This window comes from Corynebacterium sp. AOP36-E1-14, assembly GCF_052377495.1.
Taxonomy (GTDB): domain Bacteria; phylum Actinomycetota; class Actinomycetes; order Mycobacteriales; family Mycobacteriaceae; genus Corynebacterium.
Map to the genome: position 1 here is coordinate 1 of NZ_JBQSWV010000018.1, position 20,253 is coordinate 20,253.

Consider the following 20,253-nt stretch of genomic DNA (forward strand, 5'->3'; position numbering starts at 1 on the left):
GCAGTCCCCCCGCTACAGGCCCCGGCAACCCCTCTGCCCCTGGGGGCACGGGCCGGCCAGCTAGAAGTCGTCAGCCCGGTACGACGTGCGGAATGCCTGGAGCTCGCCGGAGAACGGGTCGGTGAACATCATCTTCACGGCCGTCAGCCCCATCGGGCGGCTGAAGTCTTCGTCGGCGACGGCAGGCACGAACGGCATCGGTTGATCCACGTCCCACAGTGCGGCGTCGCTGAGCTCGCCGTACAACGGGTCGGCGATGATCGGGACACCGAACAGCCGCATATTCACCCGCAACTGGTGGGTGCGTCCACTTTGCGGCTCGAGAGTCCACACCAGGCGCCATGGCGCATCGGCCCCAGGCGTCGCCACCGTGTCTGTCGTCCCCAACGGCGTCATCGCGGGGCGTTCGAGGCGCACACCGGTGACCCGGGTCTCGGCGTTCGGAGCGTCCTGCGTCAGGTACGTGGCCATGCGGCCACGCAGTTTCACCATGTGGTGGCGCAGAACCCAGGGCTCTTCGACCGTGGGTGCCGGGTGCAGCCCGGCGGGGCTGTCCGCTGCGAAGGCGCCGGCGGGTACAGGAAGCAGCGGTCGGGCACCGTCCGATGTCGGGGCGTCCTGCAGCAGGGGCAACCAGCCCTCGGGGACCTCGGTCACGGCCTCGTAGGTCTTGCGTACCTCGCGTGCCTCGAAGAGACGCTGGTAGGCGCCGCGGACGTCCTGGCGGGTGGTGAACAGGAGCACGCCGCGGGTCAACCGGTCCAGCCGGTGGGCGGGGGAGAGGGTGTCGATGCCGAATTGGCGTCGGGCACGGACCACCGCGGTCTCGGTGATGTGCTGGCCGCGCGGCAGCGTCGACATGAACGGTGGTTTGTCCACGACGAGGAGGCGCGGACTGCGGTGCAGCTCCCTCAGTTCGCCGGGGACGGGACGCTCCGGTGCCGGGCGGCGGTAGAACCAGAGGAACTCGCCGGCGGTCACCGTGTCGTCGGGCCGTAGTACGCGGCCGTCGTCCAGCCGGACCTTGCCCTCGTCGAACCGCGCGGTGATCGCGGTGGAGTCGTCGGTCGGATCGTGGTGCTGCTGGCTGTCGATGAGGTGACGCACGAGGGCGGCGGCCGTGCCGTCGGCCTCGACCCTGACCCGGGACGGATTGAGTCCGTCCACTATTGGGAGCGGTGGATTACGCAGGCTAAGCTCCTGTCCATGGATACTTCTCAGATCGTCGAATTCTTGCAGACAACCATCGGTCAGGCCGTTCTGGGCGCCGTGGAGTTTATCTACGAGCTCTTCTTCCCGAGTAATTCTCCGGGTGCGCCGGGCGCGGGTGCCTGACCTGGTTCGTCACAGTGACGACCCCGTCATGTCGGTGCCGAGTATACCCACCCCCGTGCCCACCACCCGTTACCCCGGGCACCTACCCCTGAATGGGAGGTGTTCTGCGGTGAACCTCACGTGCGGGGATAATGGGGGTTGTTGGAAGTCACCCACCTGAAAGGGGTTCCGAGATGTCGGACGCCAAGGCCACCAATGAAATCGTCGTCGCCGTGGACGGCTCGGATGCAGGGGCCGCGGCCGTCGCCTGGGCCGCGAATGCGGCGGCCAAGCGCAGTGCACCGTTGAAGCTCGTCACGGCCTACACGATGCCCCAGTTTATGTACGCCGACGGGATGATCCCGCCTCAGGAGCTGTACGACCAGCTCGAGGACGAGGCGATGGAGAAGATCAACGACGCCCGCGAGATCGTCACGGGCTTCGACGAGAACATCGAGGTCAGCTACTACATCGGCGAGGCGACCCCGATCGACCTGCTGCTCCAGCTCTCGGAGGACGCCGACATCGTCGTCATGGGTTCCCGCGGCCTCGGCGGCCTGTCCGGCCTGGTGCTGGGCTCCGTCTCCTCGGCGGTCGTCTCCCACGCGGCCTGCCCGGTCGTGGTCGTGCGCAAGGACAACGACGTCACCGTCGAGAACAAGTACGGCCCCGTCGTCGTCGGTGTCGACGGCTCCGACATCTCCCGCAAGGCGCTCGACTACGCCTTCCGCGAGGCAGACGCGCGCGGCGCGACGCTGCGCGCGGTCCACAGCTGGGCGGACGCGCAGGTGCAGACCAGCCTCGTCGGCCTCGCGGCCGTGCAGAGCCAGCTGGACGCCATGTCCGCCCAGGAGCGCAAGATCCTGCAGGACGAGTTGGCGCCGATGCGGGAGAAGTACCCCGAGGTCACCGTCGAGGAGGTCGTGGAGCGCGACCGTCCGATCCAGGTCCTGAAGGAGAACTCGGACGACGCGCAGCTCCTCGTCCTGGGCTCCCACGGTCGTGGCGGATTCCGCGGCATGCTGCTGGGTTCCACCTCGCGGGCCCTGCTGCAGTACGCGCCCTGCCCGATGATGGTCGTGCGCCCCAACCACAAGTAGCGGGGCGTCGGGCACGCACCGGTGCCGTCGCCGACAGTGTGTCGGCGGCGGCACCGCCTTGTGTAAAATACTGCAGGAACGGCGGGTCTTTTCCCGCCGACAGAACGAATCCGTACTCATGGAGGGACGACATGGCCGGCACCGGTTCCACGACGACCGACGGCAGTGACGCGTCCCCGTCCAAGGCGAAGAAGACGACGAGGGCCGGGGGAACGTCGAAGTCGAAGCCGGCGGCGTCGCGTCGTCGCAACCGTCCGGGGCCGCGTCAGCGCCTGCTGGGCAGCGCGACGCACCTGTTCACCACCGAGGGCATCCGCGTGATCGGCATCGACCGTATCCTGCGTGACGCGGACGTGGCCAAGGCCAGTCTCTACTCCCTGTTCGGCTCCAAGGACAACCTCGTGGTGGCCTACATCGAGGAGCTCGACAAGGACTGGCGTGAGCGCTGGGAGAAGATGTGCGAGGACCGGCCGAAGCCGGAGGACCGCATCCTCGCCTTCTTCGACATGTGCATCGCCGAGCAGCCGGGGGAGAACTTCCGGGGCTCGCACTTCCAGAACGCCGCCAGCGAGTACCCGCGGCCGGACACCGACAGCGAGCACCGCATCCGCGCCGCCGCTCTCGAGCACCGGCGTTGGTGTCGTGACACGATGGCGGACCTGCTCACGGAGAAGTTCGGCTACGCCTCGCGCACCCTGGCCGACCAGCTGATGGTGTTCCTCGACGGCGGCATCGCCGGGGCGAAGATGAACCGCACCGTCACCCCGCTGGAGACAGCGCGTGAGCTCGCCAAGCAGATGCTCTACACGGCACCGATGATGTACTCGATCTTCGCCCCTCGGCGGATCTGGCCGGGGTCAGCGGTTGAGGCGGTGCCGCCCCCGGTAGGGGCGGGCATCGGCGTCCTCGTCCGGCTCGGGCAGCCGGTGCCGGCCTCCGCTGGGCGCGCTGGGTGCGGTGGGGCCGGACGTTTCGGCGGCCTGAACGGCGTCGGACGCACCCTCGGCGCTCTCGGGTCCCTCCGTGCCGTCAGAGTCCCCGGAGTCCCCGGAGTCCCCGGAGTCCCCGGAGTCCCCGGCCGCGCCGACAGCATCCTGCCCGGCCTTCGAGGCCTTCGCCGCCTTTTTCGCGGCGATCGCCTGGCGTTGCAGTTCCCGCTGGCGCGTGCGCCGTGCGGCGCGCTCCAGCTTCTCGCGCTTGATGAGCCTCCCGGTCGCCTCCCGGTCGGCGGCTTCCTCGGCGACGAGGCGCTCGCGCTCGGCGGTGGCGTCGTCGCACACCGACGCCGGGGAGGAACGACGCAGCGTCGCGTCCAACGCCTTGATGCGGGCGCTGCGCTCGCGGGATCGCTCGCGGAGGGAGCGTCCGGCGTCCTTGATCTCGGCCCGTCGGGCCTTGCGCGCCGCGCCGACCTCGGCGCGGTGGGCGCGGAACTCCTCGGAGTAGGGCACCTGCCGGTCGAGGACGAGGTGGAGGCTGATGTTCTGCGTCATGGTCCACAGGTTGTTCATCACCCAGTAGCACATGATCGCCGCGGGGGCGGGGCCGGCGAGTCCGAAGACGATCGGCACCAGGATCGCCACCGGCGCCAGGAAGAACAGCATCTTGAACAGGGCGCGGGAGGTGCCGTTGTTCTCGTCGAGGGTGAGCCAGTTGCGGTAGATCGAGTACGCCATGTTCAGCGTGGTGAACACCGAGGCGGTGATGCACAACGGCAGGGCGAAGGTGAACACCTCGGCACCGGTGGTGCCGAGGAAGGCGAACTGCTCGTCCGTCATCGTGGAGTACGCGGCGAGCGGGACGCCGAGGATGTCGGCGTCGAGGAAGTGCGCCACGTCGTCCCCGCTGAGCGCCCCGATGCCGGGGTGGGACGCGGCCTCCAGGTCCGTGGGTCGGGCGACCTGCAGCAGGATGCGGTACAGGCCGATGAAGAAGGGGACCTGGATCAGGGCGGGCACGCAACCGTCGCGCACCCGGTAGCCGTTGGCGAGTTGCAGCTCCCGGCGCTTCTTCAGCAGTTCGCGGCGTTCGGGCTGGCTGAGCCGGTTGCGGTACTCCTCGTCGAGGGCGTGCAGGGCCGGGCGCAGGTTCACCAGCACGCGCGTCGAACGGTAGGCGCGGTAGGCGAAGGGGACGAGGAAGAGCCGGACGGTGAGCACCAGCAGCGCGATCGACGCCGTCCATGCGGTGGCGTCGGCGACGCCCATGGCGGTCAGCGCCATGTGCCACAGCTTCATCACTGCGGATACCGGGTACTCGATGAACTCCACGTGTCGAGGATACTGTGTTCCCATGGACAACGACGTCGCGGTACGGGATTCGGTGGTGATGCGGGGAGGTATCGCCATCCTCGTGGGCCTTCTGCTGGCGGTCACGGTCTGGTCGGCGGCGGGACGGGGGGACGGTCCGCCGACGTTGGTGGCCGTGACGGCGGTGCCGTTCGGCCTGCTCGCCGCGGCGGGGCTGTCGCGTCCGGTGCCGGCGGCGCTGCCGGGGCGGGTGACGTGGCTGACGGCGTTGACCGTCCTGTGGATCCTGCTGGCGGTGCAGGAGGCGACGGCGTCGTACCTGGCGTTGGCGTTGTTCGCGCTCTACCTGTACCTGCTGCCGTTGTGGTGGGGAGTGACGGCGACGGCGGTGGTGACGGTCGTGGCCGCGGGCCTGTCGGTGGCGGTGGCCGGTCCGTCGACGGGTGCGGTCCTCGGGCCCGTGCTGTCCGGGCTGGTCGCCGTGGCGATCGGGGTGACCGTCGAGGGCCTCTACGTGGTCAGTGAGGACCGGCGCCGGCTCATCGACGAGCTGGTGCGCACCCGCCACCTGCTCGCGGAGTCGGAGCGTGCGGCCGGGGTGGTGGAGGAACGGGAACGTCTCGCGCACGAGATCCACGACACGGTGGCGCAGGGGCTGTCGAGCATCCAGATGCTGCTGCACGCCGCCGAGCGCGACGTGCGGGCGCACAAGGACGCAGGGGACGCAGGGGACGTAGGGGAGCCGCCTGTCGACAAGCTCCTGCTCGCGCGCGACGTCGCCGCCGGCAGTCTGCGGGAGACCCGGGCGATGATCGCCGCGCTGCAGCCGTCGGGCCTGGACGACGGTTCGTTGGTGGACGCGCTGCGGCGTCTCGCCCGCGCCACGTCCGGCGACGGGCTGGAGGTCAGTGTGGACGCCCCGGCGGACGCGGCCGGCGGCGCCGAGGCGCGCCTCCCGGTGAGCGTGGAGACGGTGCTGCTGCGCGTGGCGCAGTCGGCGGTGGCGAACGTCCGGCAGCATTCGGGAGCCTCACGCGCGCGCGTCACCCTGTCGGTGAACCCGGACGCGGTGCGTCTCGACGTGGTGGACGACGGCGCGGGCTTCGACCTGCCCGAGGTGGAGTCCACGCTGGCTGAGCGCGCCGGGGAAGGCCACATCGGCCTGGCGACGATGCGTCGACGGGTCAGCGACCTCGGAGGCAGCGTGGTCGTGGAGACCGCGCCGGGTTCGGGCACGGCCGTCGCCGTGGAGGTGCCGCTGCGGCCGTGATTGTCCGGGGGGGGGGCCGTCGACGGGGGAATTGTAGGATGGACCCGGAAACGACGGCACTGGAGGAAAACGACATGATTCGTGTCCTGTTGGCGGACGACCATGAAATCGTGAGAATGGGCCTGCGTGCCGTCCTCGAGAGCGCCGAGGACATCGACATCGTCGGCGAGGTGGATTCGGCCGATTCGGCGGTGCACGCCGTCGCCGACCTTGCGGAGGACGGCCCGGGAGTGGACGTGGTCCTCATGGACCTGCGTTTCGGTGCAGGTGCGGCCGGGCGGGAGGTGGAGACCGGGGCACAGGCCACGGAACGAATCCGGAAACTCCCGGCCCCACCCAATGTCCTCGTCGTCACGAATTACGACACGGACGTGGAGATCCTCGGGGCGGTGGAGGCCGGCGCGGTGGGATACCTGTTGAAGGATTCCCCTCCGGCGGAACTCATCAGCGGTGTGCGCTCGGCCGCGCAGGGGGCGGCGGCGCTGTCCGGGGCGGTCGCGCACCGGCTACGTGACCGGGAGAAGGATCCGGCGACGACGTTGTCCGCCCGCGAACTCGAGGTTCTCCACGCCGTTTCCCGGGGAAAGTCGAACCGTGACATCGGGTCGGATCTTTTCCTGTCCGAGGCCACGGTGAAATCGCATCTCGCCCACGTCTACGACAAACTGGGTGTGCGCTCACGGACCTCCGCCGTGGCGGCGGCACGTGAGGCGGGGATGCTGTGACGCATGCTCTGACGGGGGCACAACCCCCGCCGGGGACTCAACGGTCCGAGGGGTTGGCGGCCTCGTAGGCGTCGATGACCTCGCGGGCGATCTGGCCACGGGTGGAGACGGTCAGGCCGTTGTCCCGTGCCCATTCGCGGATGCGGCGGTTACGGCCGGAATCGGACTTGCCGGTGTTGCCTGCCGGGCGGCCACGGCCGCGGACGCGGGTGACCTTGGTGCCGGCGGCGATGTAGGGCTCGACGGTGTCGGCGAACTTCTGGGCGTTCTCCTCGGAGAGGTCCAGAACGTAGGTGGAGCCCTTGTAGGTGAATTCGACGACGTTGACCTCGTCCGCGGTGAGCGGGGTGTTGTCGAGGTCATCGAAGAACTGGGTGACTTCCTTGCGTGCCATGGTTTCTGTTACTTCCTTCCGGTCGTGTGCGCCTTTATGGCGCGAATATGTGGCATGTGAAGGTGCCATTGACCGGAAGTGTAGTCCATTCGTGCACTAATTGTCATCCCCGATGATCTCCCGCCATTTCATGGTGGATATAAGATGATCTTTTACTTATGGGGAGAGTAGTGGGGGAAGGGGGAACGTCAGACTTTCTCGGCGAACTGACGGTCCAGCAGGTCCAGTTCCGTGGAGACGCTGGAAGTGAGGTTGCTCGTCTGCGAGTCGGACATTCCCGAGGCATTGTCGAGTGAATTCTCCAACTCGTCGAGCCGGGCATTGGCGTCCTTGGCGAAACCGTCGGGAACATTTCCGCGGTCGATGCGGGTACGCAGGTCGGCGATCCGGGCGCGCTGCGGGGCGCCGACTCCGACGAAGTTGGAGAATTCGGCCGTCGTGCCGCGGCCGGCGCCGGAGGAACGCTGGGACAGCTGGGTGAACGCCCGGTACGCCAGCGGGATGGCGACGGGGAGCAGCACGCGCAGTGCGCCGGTGTAGCGCACCACCGTCTTGGCGTTGAACCGGCCGGCCTTGATCTGTTCCACGGTGGCCTGCGCCAGCTTCGCGTCGTGCTTACGCTCCGCCTTGAGGTTGCGGGACTCCTCCTTGCGGACCTTGCGTGCCATCTTCTCCAGGTAGTCCTGCTTCTTCCTGTCGAGTTTGGCGGTCTCACGTGCCTCGGTGCGGGCCTGGACCTTCGCCGCCTTGTAGCTCGCCCGCTTTTCGTGGCGGCGCCGTCGTGCCGAGCTGAGAATTCCCATGGTCGATGTTCTCCCGTACCTGTCGTGGTTGCCTTTGCTGCCGTGTCACCGTGTCGACGGCTGTTTTCTCCGTGCCAGTCTACTCAATAGTATGGGGCGGTATGTGGGCGTATCAGGGCAGTGGTTCCGTGGGACCCGAGGGTTCCGCGGGACCCGTCACCCCGTCGGACCTGACGGGGTGCCGCCACCGGCGGGTACTCAACCGCGCCGTGGGGTCCGGACGGCTGTCGCCGGAGCTGACGGTGTCGTCCGTGGTGGAGCGCACGCTCGCCCGCTACCGGGCGCGGCTGCGGCGTGAGGCGGTCGCCGCGGCGTTGCCCACGCAGCCACGCTTCGGGGAGCGGCTCGTGCCGACCCGGGTGGAGGTCGTGGACGACGCCACCGCCGGGGAGCAGACGCTGGAGGCGATCGCCGCGGGCACCCGACTCATCGTCGGTGCCCGGCTGGCGGACGGCGCCCTGGCCTGCGACGTGGACCTGCTGGTGCGCACCGACGACGCGGCCGGTCCGACGACCACGATGACGTACATGCCGGTCACCGTCACCTCCCACACGGTCGGCGCCCCGTCGTCGCGGCCGCAGGGACGCGCCGCCCGCGGCGCCGGGGTGCGCACCGTCGACCTCGGCGTCCTGGGGCTGGCACGTCCGGTGCCGGTGGCCATGAAGCACCGCAGCACGCCGGTGGACTCGCAGAAGGTGGCGGTCGCGCACACGCTGCTCGACGTGCTGGGCGTGGCGTCCGGCGACGTCGGTTTCATCGGCGCGGGCCTGGCGTCCTGCCTGGTCATCCCCGCCGACCGAGTCGTGCCGGGGCTGGTGCGCGCCCTGGAGGCGCCGGTGCCGGCCGAGCCCACGCGCGTGCGTGAGTGCGGTACCTGCGAGTTCCACAACCACTGCCGGGCCCGCCTGCTGCGTACCGGGGACCTCAGCCTGATGCTGCCGGGCGACCGGGCGCAGCGCTGGCGCGACCGGGGCGTCGACACGTTGGCGGAGCTGGCCCACGAGGACGCCGGCGAGACCTCCGCGCTGGCCACCGCCTGGCTGGCGGGGGTGGGCTACCTGCGGCGTCCGATGCGCCGGTGGATGGTGCGCACCGACCTGTGGTGCGGCCACACCTTCCGCATGCCCGAGCACCTCGTCGACGGGGAGAGCCCCATGGGCGAGGAACTGGCCGACGCCGTGGAGATCGACGTGGACATGGAGGCGCACCCCAGCCGTGGCACGTTCCTGTGGGGCACCTTCGACGGCGGCGTCTACCGCTCCTTCACCGACTTCAGCCGCGACGGGGACGCAGGACGCCACGTCGCGTCCTTCTGGACCTGGTTGACGGCGCGGCGCGCCGCCGCCGCGCGCGGGGGCCGCCCCTGCCGGGTGTACTGCTACTCCCGGCAGGGCGAGAACCACTGGCTCCGGCACTACGCAGGACGCCACGGCGGCACCGTGTACCCCCTGCCCGACGGCGGTGAGGCGGTGATGCCCACGCTGGAGGAGGTCAACGCCTTCCTGGCGTCCGAGGAATGGGTCGACGTCTTCGCCCTGGTGGGCGCGGCCGTCGCCGCCAACTCCTCGCTGGGGCTCAAGGCGGTCGCCCCGCTCGCGGGCTTCACCTTCAGTCAGGACGACGTCGACGGTCGCGTGGCCGTGGACCTCTTCGAGGTCGCCGTCGGCGCGGAGGGCACGGCCGCCTCGGCGGCGCAGCGCACCCTGGAGCGCTACAACGCCGACGACTGCTTCGCCACCGCCGCCGTGCGCAGCTGGCTGCGTCGGGGCGCGCCGGGAATCCCTGCGCTGTCCCGTCCGTTGGACAGGGTATGAGCTTCCTCGACCGAATCCTCGCCATGAACGCCGCCCAGTCCGGCGGGCCTTTCCGCGCCGAACGTCCGACCGCCGACACCGCCCTGGCAGGGGGACGCCACCCCGTGCTGGAGAACCCGCGTCCGCACACCGTGCTGGGCACGCCCATCACCGGCCCGTGGAAGGACGGCCAGGAGCACGTGGTCCTCGGCCTGGGCTGCTTCTGGGGCGCCGAGAAGCTGTTCTGGCAGCTCGACGGGGTGGAGTCCACCTCGGTGGGCTACGCCGGCGGCTACACCGTCAACCCCACCTACCGGGAGGTGTGCACCGGGCGCACCGGCCACTCCGAGGTCGTGGACGTGGTCTTCGACCCGGCCCGGGTGGACCTGCGCACCGTGATCCGCACCGGCCTGGAGAACCACGACCCCACCCAGGGCGACCGGCAGGGCAACGACGTGGGCTCCCAGTACCGCTCGGTGATCTACGCGGTGACCCCGGAGCAGCGTGAGGTGGCCGCGGCGGAGGTGGCGTCCTACGGCGAGAAGTTGGCGGAGGCCGGCTTCGGCGAGATCACCACGGAGGTCTCGCTGCTGTCGGAGACCCCGTCCGGGGAGTACTACCTGGCCGAGGACGAGCACCAGCAGTACCTGGACAAGAACCCGGGCGGCTACTGCCCGGTGCACGCCACCGGGGTGACCTGCGGGTAGGGGGACTCGCGGGGGCTCCGGGGCTTTTCAGTGCCGGGCGACGGGGTCGAAGCGCGCGCCGAGCACGTCGACCAGGTCGCCGGGGGCGATCTCGATGTCCAGGCCGCGGCGTCCGCCGGAGACGAAGACGGTGGGGTGTTCGCGGGTGCCGGCGTCGACCACCGTGTCCAGCAGCCTCTTCTGGCCGACGGGGCTGATCCCGCCGACGACGTAGCCGGTGGAGCGCTCCGCGGCGGACGGGTCGGCCATGGTCGCCTTCTTCGCGCCGAAGGCGTGGGCCACGGCCTTGAGGTCAAGGGTCATCGTGACCGGGACCACGGTGACCGCAAGTTTCCCGCTCAGCGGTCCGCCGTCGAGGCTGACCAGGAGGGTCTTGCAGATCCGGTCGGGTTCCACGTCGCCGAGGGCGCTGGCGGCCTCCCCGCCGAAGTCGGTGACCCCGGGGGTGTGGGTGAAGGTGTGGACCGTGAAGGTGGTCCCCGCCTTCTCCAACGCGAGGGTGGCCGGGGTGCTGCCGGTGCCGGTGCTGTTCTTCTTCTTGCCCACGGTGACCATCCTAGTCGCGGTACCACGAAGGCCCCGCCCTCCCCGTTGCGGGGAGTACGGGGCCGTGGGTGCGGTCCGTCTAGCGCGTCACGCTAGTTCTTGGCGGCGGCGAAGCGCTCGGCGACGTCGTCCCAGTTGAACACGTTCCAGACGGCCTTGACGTAGTCCGGCTTGACGTTCTTGTACTGCAGGTAGAAGGCGTGCTCCCACATGTCGAGCATCAGCAGCGGGGTGAGGTTGATCGAGGTGTTGCCCTGCTGGTCGGTGAGCTGCTCGACGACGAGGCGTCCGGCGATGTGGTCGTAACCCAGCACGGCCCAGCCGGAGCCGTAGAGGCCCAGGGCGGCCGAGGAGAACTGGTCCTTGAACTTGTCGAAGGAGCCGAAGTCGCGGGTGATGGCCTCGGCCAGTTCACCGGTGGGCTCGCCGCCGCCGTTGGGGGAGAGGTTCTTCCAGAAGATGGAGTGGTTGGTGTGGCCACCCAGGTTGAACGCGAGGTTCTTCGACAGCGCGCGGATCTGGTCGGGGTTGGTGCCTTCCTCGCGGGCCTTCTCGAGGGCCTCGAGGGCGGTGTGGGCGCCGGCGACGTAGGTCGCGTGGTGCTTGTCGTGGTGCAGCTGCATGATCTCGGCGGAGATGTGCGGCTCGAGGGCGTCGTAGTCGTAGGGCAGGTCGGGAAGCTCGTAGACAGCCATGGTTGAAGATCCTTCCGTTGCGGGTAATCGTTAATTCCGTCCACCAGTCTGGTCAGTTTCCGGTCCGCTCGCAATGATTTGCCTATTGAATCGCTAAGTTCAATAGGAAGAACAAAGGGGATGTGGTCATAAAGGTCTTGCCACCTGCACCGATCGTGGGGTCGGCGTACCCTGGGGTTCGATTCACGGCGGCACGCTCGCACCGACTGACACCCACCAGCACCCGACAGGAGCAGCCCATGAGAGCCAGCACAGGTACGAGGATCGTTCTGATCGGCGCGGGGGACGTGGGCGTGGCCTACGCCTACGCGTTGGTGAACCAGGGGCTCTGCGACCACCTGGTCATCATCGACGTCGACGAGCGCAAGACCTGGGGCCACGTCCAGGACCTCAACCACGCCGTCCCGTGGTCCGGCCACGGCACGCGGGTGTCCCAGGGCGACTACTCCGACTGCGCGGACGCCTCCATCGTGTGCATCTGCGCCGGCGCGGCCCAGAAGCCCGGGGAGACCCGCCTGGACCTCGTGGGCAAGAACGTGTCGATCTTCCGCGACATCGTGGGCAAGGTGCGTGATTCCGGGTTCGACGGCGTCTACCTGGTCGCCTCCAACCCGGTGGACATCCTGTCCTACGCCACCTGGCGGATCGCCGGGGTGCCGTCGAACCAGGTCATCGGGTCCGGCACGGTGCTGGACACCGCCCGGTTCCGGTCCGCCCTCGGCGAGTACTTCCAGGTGTCGCCGACCTCGGTGCACGCTTACGTCATCGGTGAGCACGGCGACACCGAACTGCCCGTCCTGTCGGCGGGCAGCGTCGCCGGCGTCCCGCTGCCGGCGCGACTGGCGCAGGCGCCGGACGGTGGGGACAGCGTGGCGGAGATCTTCCGCCGCACCCGCGACGCCGCCTACGAGATCATCAACGCCAAGGGCTCCACCAGCTTCGGCATCGGCGTGGGCATGGCGCGGATCAGCCGCGCGGTGCTACGCAACGAGGACGTCGTCCTGCCGGTCTCCGCGCTGGTGGACGGCCAGTACGGTCGCGGGGACGCCCCGGCGCTGTACATCGGCACCCCGGCGGTGGTGAACAACCGCGGTATCCGCGAGGTCGTCGAACTCGACCTCGACGACACCGAGCAGGAGCAGTTCGACGCCTCCGCCGGCACCCTGCAGCAGGTCATGACGGACGCCGGGGTCTTCGAGCTGTAAACACCGTCAGACCCGCAGGAACCGCCGGATCAGCGGCATCTCCTCACGCGCCTGGGCGAGCCCGGCCTCGTAGGTCTCCGCCAGCTCGTTGAGCTTGCGGGTGCCGTTGCCCAGGGGCATGCGGTGCGGGGCGAAGATATAGGCCTTGCCGCGGCGTTCCTGCTCGAAGATCCAGTCGCGTGTGCGGTTGTAGCGGGCGTGCCGGTCCAGCATCGACTGCGCCAACGCCGGGTACTGCGGGAACGCCTTCTTCACGAACCAGGTGAACCGGGAGGCGCTCTTGCGGTAGGAGCGGGTGCGGGTCATGACCACGAGGAACCGGTCGAAGCCCTCCATCTCGATCGCGGAGTCCACCGGGATGCCCCCGGTGGAGCCGAAGGCGCCGTCGAAGTAGGTCTCCGTGCCGATCTTCGTCGGCGGCATGACGATCGGCAGCGACGCCGAGGCGCGGGCGTGCCGCAGGAAGTCGTCCAAGCCGTTCATGTCCTCGCGCGACCAGTGCACGGTCTCACCGCTGCGCCCGTTGAACCCGGAGATCCGGAAGTTGCCGGGGCTGGCCTTGATGGCGTCCCAGTCGGGGACCATGCTGCGGTCCTCGACCTGGGCGTCGGGACCGAAGATGTAGCGGGCGTTGAAGAACCCGTCGCCGCGCAGGAACGGGCGGATGCCGCCGAACAGGGGGTCGCCGGGGAACACGGTGAAGTAGTCGCGGGCCAGGCGGGTGTCCTTGGACAGGTAGGTGGCCACGTGCACCGCGGAGGCGGAGTTGCCGTAGGCCCAGTCGAACTGGATCCCCTCCTCCAGCAGTGCCTGCACCATCGCCGAGGAGAACGCCGCGCGCATCGCCCCGCCCTCGAAGACCAGGGCGGTGTCGCTGACCGACCTGCTCGGGACGCCCCGTCCCTGCCCCACTCCCGGCGTGGGGCGGGCGACTGCCGGATAATCTTCCACGGGAATTCATAGTACAGGGCTGACGGCGGCACCACCGTGGGTATCGGGTAACAATGGGGGCGTGAAGATCATCGCGCACCGTGGGGCGAGCGGTTACCGCCCCGAGCTCACCCTGGCAGCCTACGAACTCGCCGTGGAGCTCGGCGCCGACGGCCTGGAGGGCGACGTCCGGCTCACCGCCGACGGGGTGCCCGTCGTCATCCACGACGCCACCGTGGACCGCACGTCCGACGGCACCGGCACCGTGGTGAACATGACGCTGGCGCAGCTGCGGGAGGTCAACGTGGGCACCACGCAGCGTCCCCAGCAGGTCCCGACCCTGCGCGAGTTGCTGGAGTTCGTGCGCGACGCGCGCACCGCGACGTACCGTCCCGAACTCTTCGTGGAGACCAAACGCCTCGGCAGTGCCGGTGAGCGCGACGGCCGCCTGGAGGCCGCGGTGAACCGCGAGCTGCACGCCACCGGCCTGGCGCAGGAGGACGCCGGGGTGCACCTGATCTCCTTCGACCACGGTTCCCTCGCCCGCTTCGCCGCGCTCAACCCGCAGATCCCGCGGATCTACCTGCGCAAGGAGTACCGGATGTGGCGTCTGGCGAAGCACCTGGAGCCCGCCGGCGTGGCGCAGTGCCAGGGGTTCTCCGTCGCGCGCGCCCGGCAGGCGCCGCAGGACGTCGCCGGCGTCGGTGACTCCACCTACGTGTTCACCGCCAACCGGCAGGACGACCTGCTGTGGCTGCACCGTCACGGTGTGCGGTGGGCCGCCACGGACTACCCGGACCGCGCGCGTGAGACGCTGCGCGGCGCGGTGGCCCTGCGGTAGCGGCGACCTCGGCGGTGCACCGGCTAGACTGTGCCCCGTGGCTAAGAAGAACAGGAAGAACCAGAACCAGGACGACCTGCCGGAGGGCATGAGCCGCCGGCAGGCGAAGCTCGCCAAGCGCGCCGCCGAGCGTGCCGCGCTCGAACGCGACCCGCGCCCGTACGACGGGTTCGCCGCCGAGGCCGACCTGATCGCGCTGCAGGAGTTCGTCCCCTCGGCCCTTTTCACCGCCGAGACCGTGGCGGACGCCGGCTTCACCCGCCCGGTGACGGTGTGCACCGTCCTGCCGGGTGCGGCGGCGGCCCTCGTCCGCGCCGAGGAGGAGGGTGGCGAGGCGCTCGTCGCCCTGCAGACCCAGCACCGTGGCGACAACCCCAACCGCGACCTCGCCTTCGCGCTGAACTGGGTGAAGGACGCGGAGCCGGGCACCAGCCTGGACGTGGCCGTCGCCGACGGCTCCGAGCCCGCACTGGCGGACCTGCTCGTCGCCGGGCAGACCCCGTCCATCGAGGTCCGTGAGGACTTCAACTGGTGGCTCACCGAGGACCAGCGGGCCAACCCGCAGGTCGTGGCGACCCTCGACCAGGCGAACGCCTCGGTGCTGCCGAGCGTGCGTGTGGACGTCGACGTCACCGGTGCCGCCTGGTGGATCGACCCGGGCGAGAAGGCCCACATCCGCTGGGTGCGTCCGGAGACCGAGGCACAGCTGCTGCCCGCCCTGGCGCGCGTGCACGCCGCCGGCCAGCTCAACCTGGGTGAGGACACCCGCTTCGCCGGTGTCTTCCGCACCCACGGCATCCTCGTGCCGGTCTTCGACCTGGACAACACCGTGGACGCCTCCGAGTTCGCCGCCCCGCTCAAGGAGCTGGACGAGCGGATCGGTGCCGCCCTGACCGAGCTCTCCGGGGACTCCTCGCCGCTGACCGGTGAGGAGCAGAAGTCGCGTCAGACGATCGTCGCCCGCGAGGTCACGATCCGCTGACGGGCATTCTGTGCCACCATGGGTGGCATGGCTGATACCGCATTCCAAGGAACCCCCGCCCACACCGTCGGTGACCTGCCCGCAGTCGGCGAGCAGGCCCCGAACTTCACCACCGTCTCCGCAGAGCTCAAGGACGTCAACGGCGACTCCCTGCGCGGCAGGCGCGTGGTGCTCAACATCTTCCCCTCGGTGGACACCGGCGTGTGCGCCGCCTCCGAGCGTGAGTTCAACAAGCGCGCCGCCGGGCTGGAGAACACCGCCGTGGTGTCCGTCTCCAAGGACCTCCCCTTCGCCCTGGGCCGCTTCTGCGCCGCGGAGGGCATCGAGAATGTCGAGGCGACCTCGGCGTTCCGTTCCTCCTTCGGCGAGGACTTCGGCGTGACCCTCACCGACTCCCCGCTGGCCGGCCTGCTGGGCCGCGCCGTGCTGGTGCTGGACGCCGAGGGTACCGTCCTGCACTCGCAGCTCGTCCCGGAGATCACCACCGAGCCGGACTACGACGCCGCCCTCGCCGTCCTGAACTGAGCGGGCTTGAGCTGACCGGACTTGAACTGAACGGTCAGCGCATGTCGCTGAACAGCTCCTCGGCGGCCTCGTCGTCCCAGAGCACCACGCTGCCGGCGTCGGTGTCGGCGAAGCCGCCGACGGGCACGGTCTGCTGGTCCGCACCGCGGACCATGCCGAACGCCAGGCGCGCCAGGTGCCACACGTGGTCGCCCTCGTCCACGGTCAGCGCCTCGGAGAAGGCGTTGATCAGGGGCAACGCCCGGAACGGGTTGGCCAGAGTGCCGAAGGACCCGACCTTGGAGACCACGGCGCTGAGGAACTCACGCTGGCGCTTCACCCGGTCGAGGTCCCCGTTCGCCGAGGTGTAGCGGGTGCGCACGTAGCCGAGGGCCGTGGGACCGTCCATCTCCTGGCAGCCGGCCTCCACGTTGAGGCCGGCCATCGGGTCGTCGATGGCCTCGGCGGGGCACAGCTCCACACCGCCGACGGCGTCGACGATCTTGCCGAAGCCGCCGAAGCCGATCTCCATGTAGTGGTCCATACGCATGCCGGTGGCCTGTTCCACGGTCTGCTGCAGCAGCTGCGGGCCGCCGTAGGAGAAGGCGGAGTTGATCTTGTCCTGGCCGTAGCCGGGGACGTCAACGTAGGAGTCGCGGGGGATCGACACCATGGTGGGCTTGCCGCCGAAGGTGGGGACGTGCACCACGATGATGGTGTCGGTACGCGCACCCTCGTCGGAGAGGTCGCCGGCGGCGTAGCGTTCGCCGTCCTCCTCGCTCATGCCCACGCGTGAGTCCGAGCCGACGAGCAGCCAGTTCGTCCCGGAGGTGTTGCCGATGCGTCCCTCGTAGTCGGTGAGGGCGTCGATGCGGTTGATGTGCGAGTCGACCCACCAGGCGGTGCCGGCGACGACGAGCACGATGACCAGTAGCAACGCGCCGATGATGCGCAGCGGACGGATGCGCCGCTTCTTACGGGGGCGGCGCGGCTGCGCAGGACGTTCCGCCGGCTCGGCAGGACGCGGCGGCGCCTGTTGCTGGTACGGCTGCTGGTTCTGGTACTGGTTCTGCCGGTACTGCTGGGGCGGCTGGTAGGGGGCCGCCTGCGGCGGCTGCTCCGGCTGCCGACGGTACTGCGGCGGTTGCGCCGCCGGCTCCTGCCGTGCCTGCGGCGCCTCGTGGCGTCCGGCGTGCCCGGCGCCGTCCCCGTAGGTGCGGGTGGCGTCCTGCGGGGGCGGGACCGGTGCCGACGACCGGCGGGGGACGGGGCGTCCGTACCTGTCGAGGATCGGACGGCCGTTCCTGTCGCGGGCGACGGAGTCCCCGGAGGAGTCCCCGGCGGAGTGCCGGGAGCGACCGTCGTTGTCGGGGGAGGTTGGTGACATGGGGACATACTACGGGCTGGAGGGGTCGAAAACGGAGTCCAGTAGGATGCTGACCATGAGTGATTCTTTGATGGCGGTCGCGTTTCCCGCGGTCATGGCGGTGGTCCTGGCCATGGTCGTCTCGCAGGTGACGAAGGCTGCCGCCCGGGGAGACCTGCCGCGTTCCGGCGCGGTGGGGATCAGGACGCCGGCCACGAAGTCCGGCGACGCGGCCTGGACCGCCGGCCACACCGCCGCCGAACCGGTCACGCGGAGGGTGACGTTGGGGGTGTCGCTGCTGGCGTTCGTCATCATCGTCCTCTCCTTCTTCTTCGACGGTGCCTGGGTCACCGCGCTCGGCGTGGTCCCCTTCTTCGTGGTCGTGGTCAGCCTGGTTCCGGTGACGCTGACGGCCAACCGCGCGGCCAGGGAGGCTGAGGCGGCTGAGGCGGAGAAGGGAAAGAAGGGTAAGGCGAAGGGCAAGGCGAAGCAGAAGAAGGGGAAGAAGCGGTAGTCGCCTCCGGGGCGCTGCAACCGGTCAGGGCAGCCTGACCTTGGTGTATTCTCGACGGACCGGCACTCTGACGTGTGCCAGTCCACCGCGACCGTGCCGCGACCGTCGGCCGTCGCCCCACCGAGAAGGATGCGCCTGTGCTTTCATCACCACACCTCGTCCACCGTTCCCGTCGTGTGCTGGGGAGCCTCACGGCCCTCGCCGCGGCCACCGCGCTCACGCTGACGGCGTGCACCTCCGAGGACGGGGAGGACGGCGGGGAGACCTCCGCCGCGGACTTCACCCCGGTCACGTTCACCACGCCCTGGGGTGAGAGCACCCTCGAGGCGCCGCCGGAGCGCATCGCCGCGGTCGGCTACAAGGATCCCGACATCATCGCCTCGATGGGGCAGAGTCCGGTGATCTGGCCGGAGAACACCCCGAAGCAGGAGGTGTGGACCGTCGACGCCCTGGAGGACACCGACGGCGGAGTCCCCGACACGACCTTCGCCTACGACGGCGACGGGATGCCGCCGCTGGAGGAGATCGCCGCCGCCGAGCCCGACCTCATCGTCGCCAGCCAGCTCGACCTGCAGGACGTCTACGGCCAGCTCTCGGACATCGCCCCGGTCATCGCCGCGGAGGACATGGAGGACGTGGCGGGGAACTGGCAGCAGACCCTGTCCAGTCTCGGCGAGGAGGAGCGCGCCGACCAGGTCATCGAGCAGACCGAGGACGCCGCCGTGACGATCCGTGAGCAGCACCCGGAGTTCGCCGGGAAGACGGTCTCGCTGATCCAGTACTTCGGGATGGACGAGATGCGGCTGCTCAACCCGTCCGGCACCGATGCCGCGACGCTGTTCGGTGACATCGGTTTCGAGGACGACCCGGGTACCGCGGAACTCAAGGGCGTGCAGCTCAGCGCCGAGCGGGTGGACGACCTCGCCGCCGACGTGGTCGTGGTCCTGGACAACTCCGACGGCCAGGCCGGTGACCTCGAGGACAACGCGGTGTTCCGCAGCATCCCCGCCGTGCAGGACGGCCAGGTGCTGATGATCACGAACAACGCCTTCAAGCAGGGCAACGAGGCGTCCTTCGAGGCGAACGGTGAGCACTACGAGGGCAACCTGGCGTGGGCCGTGGCCTACCCCGGTCCGCTGTCGTCGCGCTGGGCGCTGGACACGCTCGCCCCGCTGCTCGCCGACACCGTGGACTGATGCTCCGAACCGACGGCAATCATCGCACCCCATAAGCGCCTGATCAGCATGAAACACCAGGTCATATTCGGTGCAGATTCTTATGGGGTGCGAAATGTGGGGCCGGTCCGGGGGCCGGCTGGCCGGAGCAGGGCGGGGGAAGGCGGGGGAGGGCGGGGCAGAAGAAATGACGCGGGGCCCGTCGGTCAGATGACCGACGGGCCCCGCGTCAGGAGGGCTGTTCGTCCGGTGTCAGGCGGCGGCAGCGGCGCGGCCCATGGCGCGCAGTCCGACGTCCGTCATGTGCAGCGGCAGGTTGCGACGCTGCGAGGTGGTGTCGATCAGGCCGACGACCCACCGGTCGTTGGAGCACATCTCGTGCCCGTTGCTCGGACCCTTGAGGTCGACGAACTGGCCGCCGGCGTCGTTGGCACCGGCGCGCAGGGCGCGCTCCAGGGCCCACTCGATGTCGGAGACCTGGAACAAGGCGCTGGGCACCTGCACGTTGGGGATCACGTTGATCGGGCAGACCTGGCCGGCACCATTGGTGATGTGCGGGAAGCCGAGGACCTTCACGTTCGCGTTCGGTGCGGCTGCCTTCACCTGGGCGACGGTGCGGTTGACCGAGGCGCGCAGCTGGGACTCGATCTGGGAGACCGGCATTTTGTCGCCGAGGATGTAGGGGTAGGTGTCGTTGGCACCGGCCCAGATGACGACCTCGCTGGTGCCGGCGTTCAGGGCGCCGCCGGCCTGGGCGCGCCGGGCCTGCTCGCTGACCTGCATGCCGCCGGTGCGGTAGGAGCCGCCGGCGCAGGAGTAGTTGTCGACGTTCTTGTTGGACGCCTGGGCGTAGGAGTTGGTGAACCGGTTGTCCGTGCCGCAGCCCGAGCCGCTGAGGATCGGGTCGGGCAGGGGCAGTCCCTTGCCGGCCAGGTAGTTGTAGATGTCCGGGTTGGCGACGACGGAGTCGCCGAGGACCACGGTGTTGCCGGGGGCGGCCTGGCTCTCCGGTGCCGAGAGCAACGTCCCGGACAGGGCCGCGACGGTGGCCACGGCTGCGGCTGCGAGTCCGGCGATGCGGCGTCCTGCCCGCGACGCGGTGCGGTGTCGTGCGCTCATTGCTGAGGTTCCTCTCGTGAA

Annotated in this window: 21 protein-coding genes and 1 pseudogene; 13 read left to right on the forward strand and 9 right to left on the reverse strand. The window is 69.6% G+C overall.

Going from position 1 to position 20,253, the window contains the following annotated elements; genetic code table 11:
- Nucleotides 1-60: 60 nt before the first annotated feature.
- Nucleotides 61-1,167: a pseudouridine synthase gene (locus tag ACT3TD_RS09455; RefSeq protein WP_441579689.1), complete on the reverse strand. Its 1,107-nt coding sequence runs from the start codon at nucleotides 1,165-1,167 to the stop codon at nucleotides 61-63.
- Nucleotides 1,168-1,206: 39 nt separating this feature from the next.
- Between ACT3TD_RS09455 and ACT3TD_RS09460 the strand changes: the two genes are divergently transcribed.
- The 3 genes and pseudogenes from ACT3TD_RS09460 to ACT3TD_RS09470 form a co-directional block, all read left to right on the forward strand.
- Nucleotides 1,207-1,335: a hypothetical protein gene (locus ACT3TD_RS09460; protein WP_441579690.1), complete on the forward strand. Its 129-nt coding sequence runs from the start codon at nucleotides 1,207-1,209 to the stop codon at nucleotides 1,333-1,335.
- Nucleotides 1,336-1,508: 173 nt separating this feature from the next.
- Complete coding sequence (locus ACT3TD_RS09465; protein ID WP_441579691.1) at nucleotides 1,509-2,414, forward strand: universal stress protein; 906 nt, start codon at nucleotides 1,509-1,511, stop codon at nucleotides 2,412-2,414.
- Between the two features lie 131 nt (nucleotides 2,415-2,545).
- Nucleotides 2,546-3,244 (forward strand): annotated as a pseudogene (locus tag ACT3TD_RS09470) (TetR/AcrR family transcriptional regulator); the annotation flags it as partial.
- Between the two features lie 27 nt (nucleotides 3,245-3,271).
- On the opposite strand, the gene yidC reads toward ACT3TD_RS09470, so the two are convergent.
- Nucleotides 3,272-4,684, reverse strand: a complete 1,413-nt coding sequence (gene yidC, locus ACT3TD_RS09475; RefSeq protein WP_441579692.1) for a membrane protein insertase YidC — start codon at nucleotides 4,682-4,684, stop codon at nucleotides 3,272-3,274.
- A gap of 22 nt (nucleotides 4,685-4,706) precedes the next feature.
- On the opposite strand from yidC, the gene ACT3TD_RS09480 reads away from it, so the two are divergent.
- Together ACT3TD_RS09480 and ACT3TD_RS09485 are read left to right on the forward strand one after the other, a co-directional pair.
- The gene (locus ACT3TD_RS09480; protein WP_441588441.1) at nucleotides 4,707-5,933 is read left to right on the forward strand and encodes a sensor histidine kinase; all 1,227 of its coding nucleotides are present in this window, start codon (nucleotides 4,707-4,709) and stop codon (nucleotides 5,931-5,933) included.
- A 74-nt stretch (nucleotides 5,934-6,007) separates the two neighbouring features.
- Nucleotides 6,008-6,658, forward strand: coding sequence for a response regulator transcription factor (locus ACT3TD_RS09485; protein ID WP_301443422.1), 651 nt, complete (start codon nucleotides 6,008-6,010; stop codon nucleotides 6,656-6,658).
- Nucleotides 6,659-6,695: 37 nt separating this feature from the next.
- Here ACT3TD_RS09485 and ACT3TD_RS09490 read toward each other — a convergent pair whose 3' ends face one another.
- Both ACT3TD_RS09490 and ACT3TD_RS09495 read right to left on the reverse strand, forming a co-directional pair.
- Nucleotides 6,696-7,052 (reverse strand): histone-like nucleoid-structuring protein Lsr2, encoded by a 357-nt coding sequence (locus ACT3TD_RS09490; protein WP_301443421.1) that lies wholly within the window; start codon nucleotides 7,050-7,052, stop codon nucleotides 6,696-6,698.
- 188 nt (nucleotides 7,053-7,240) lie between these two features.
- On the reverse strand, nucleotides 7,241-7,855 hold the full coding sequence (locus ACT3TD_RS09495) for a DUF6474 family protein (protein WP_301443420.1): 615 nt from the start codon (nucleotides 7,853-7,855) through the stop codon (nucleotides 7,241-7,243).
- Nucleotides 7,856-7,956: 101 nt separating this feature from the next.
- Between ACT3TD_RS09495 and ACT3TD_RS09500 the strand changes: the two genes are divergently transcribed.
- On the forward strand, nucleotides 7,957-9,669 hold the full coding sequence (locus ACT3TD_RS09500; RefSeq protein WP_444626715.1) for a ribonuclease H-like domain-containing protein: 1,713 nt from the start codon (nucleotides 7,957-7,959) through the stop codon (nucleotides 9,667-9,669).
- A gap of 23 nt (nucleotides 9,670-9,692) precedes the next feature.
- A complete protein-coding gene (gene msrA / locus ACT3TD_RS09505) occupies nucleotides 9,693-10,355 on the forward strand; it encodes a peptide-methionine (S)-S-oxide reductase MsrA (protein WP_441583070.1) in 663 nt (220 codons plus the stop codon).
- A 27-nt stretch (nucleotides 10,356-10,382) separates the two neighbouring features.
- On the opposite strand, the gene ACT3TD_RS09510 is transcribed toward msrA, so the two are convergent.
- Both ACT3TD_RS09510 and ACT3TD_RS09515 read right to left on the reverse strand, forming a co-directional pair.
- Nucleotides 10,383-10,910: an aminoacyl-tRNA deacylase gene (locus ACT3TD_RS09510; RefSeq protein ID WP_441579697.1), complete on the reverse strand. Its 528-nt coding sequence runs from the start codon at nucleotides 10,908-10,910 to the stop codon at nucleotides 10,383-10,385.
- An 83-nt stretch (nucleotides 10,911-10,993) separates the two neighbouring features.
- Nucleotides 10,994-11,596: a superoxide dismutase gene (locus ACT3TD_RS09515; RefSeq protein ID WP_444615249.1), complete on the reverse strand. Its 603-nt coding sequence runs from the start codon at nucleotides 11,594-11,596 to the stop codon at nucleotides 10,994-10,996.
- 239 nt (nucleotides 11,597-11,835) lie between these two features.
- Here ACT3TD_RS09515 and ACT3TD_RS09520 point away from each other — a divergent pair, with 239 nt between their 5' ends.
- Nucleotides 11,836-12,801 carry an L-lactate dehydrogenase gene (locus tag ACT3TD_RS09520; protein WP_301443670.1) on the forward strand — a complete coding sequence of 322 codons (966 nt, stop codon included), beginning with the start codon at nucleotides 11,836-11,838 and terminating at the stop codon, nucleotides 12,799-12,801.
- Between the two features lie 6 nt (nucleotides 12,802-12,807).
- Here the strand turns inward: ACT3TD_RS09520 and ACT3TD_RS09525 are convergent, their stop codons facing one another.
- Nucleotides 12,808-13,752 carry a patatin-like phospholipase family protein gene (locus tag ACT3TD_RS09525; RefSeq protein ID WP_301443671.1) on the reverse strand — a complete coding sequence of 315 codons (945 nt, stop codon included), beginning with the start codon at nucleotides 13,750-13,752 and terminating at the stop codon, nucleotides 12,808-12,810.
- Nucleotides 13,753-13,813: 61 nt separating this feature from the next.
- Between ACT3TD_RS09525 and ACT3TD_RS09530 the strand changes: the two genes are divergently transcribed.
- Genes ACT3TD_RS09530 through tpx form a run of 3 tightly spaced genes read left to right on the forward strand, consistent with a single transcriptional unit; the run spans nucleotide 13,814 to nucleotide 16,079 of the window.
- On the forward strand, nucleotides 13,814-14,572 hold the full coding sequence (locus ACT3TD_RS09530; RefSeq protein WP_301443672.1) for a glycerophosphodiester phosphodiesterase: 759 nt from the start codon (nucleotides 13,814-13,816) through the stop codon (nucleotides 14,570-14,572).
- Between the two features lie 37 nt (nucleotides 14,573-14,609).
- Nucleotides 14,610-15,554: a DUF5926 family protein gene (locus ACT3TD_RS09535; RefSeq protein ID WP_301443673.1), complete on the forward strand. Its 945-nt coding sequence runs from the start codon at nucleotides 14,610-14,612 to the stop codon at nucleotides 15,552-15,554.
- A gap of 27 nt (nucleotides 15,555-15,581) precedes the next feature.
- Nucleotides 15,582-16,079 (forward strand): thiol peroxidase, encoded by a 498-nt coding sequence (gene tpx / locus ACT3TD_RS09540; RefSeq protein ID WP_301443674.1) that lies wholly within the window; start codon nucleotides 15,582-15,584, stop codon nucleotides 16,077-16,079.
- Nucleotides 16,080-16,113: 34 nt separating this feature from the next.
- Here the strand turns inward: tpx and ACT3TD_RS09545 are convergent, their stop codons facing one another.
- Nucleotides 16,114-17,445, reverse strand: a complete 1,332-nt coding sequence (locus ACT3TD_RS09545) for an LCP family protein (RefSeq protein WP_441578809.1) — start codon at nucleotides 17,443-17,445, stop codon at nucleotides 16,114-16,116.
- A 55-nt stretch (nucleotides 17,446-17,500) separates the two neighbouring features.
- Between ACT3TD_RS09545 and ACT3TD_RS09550 the strand changes: the two genes are divergently transcribed.
- Together ACT3TD_RS09550 and ACT3TD_RS09555 are read left to right on the forward strand one after the other, a co-directional pair.
- On the forward strand, nucleotides 17,501-17,938 hold the full coding sequence (locus tag ACT3TD_RS09550; protein WP_301444273.1) for an SdpI family protein: 438 nt from the start codon (nucleotides 17,501-17,503) through the stop codon (nucleotides 17,936-17,938).
- Nucleotides 17,939-18,075: 137 nt separating this feature from the next.
- The gene (locus ACT3TD_RS09555) at nucleotides 18,076-19,134 is read left to right on the forward strand and encodes an ABC transporter substrate-binding protein (RefSeq protein WP_441578810.1); all 1,059 of its coding nucleotides are present in this window, start codon (nucleotides 18,076-18,078) and stop codon (nucleotides 19,132-19,134) included.
- Nucleotides 19,135-19,365: 231 nt separating this feature from the next.
- Here the strand turns inward: ACT3TD_RS09555 and ACT3TD_RS09560 are convergent, their stop codons facing one another.
- Entirely contained in the window at nucleotides 19,366-20,232 is an 867-nt protein-coding gene (locus tag ACT3TD_RS09560; RefSeq protein WP_301443447.1) for a GDSL-type esterase/lipase family protein, read from the reverse strand.
- Nucleotides 20,233-20,253 lie beyond the last annotated feature (21 nt).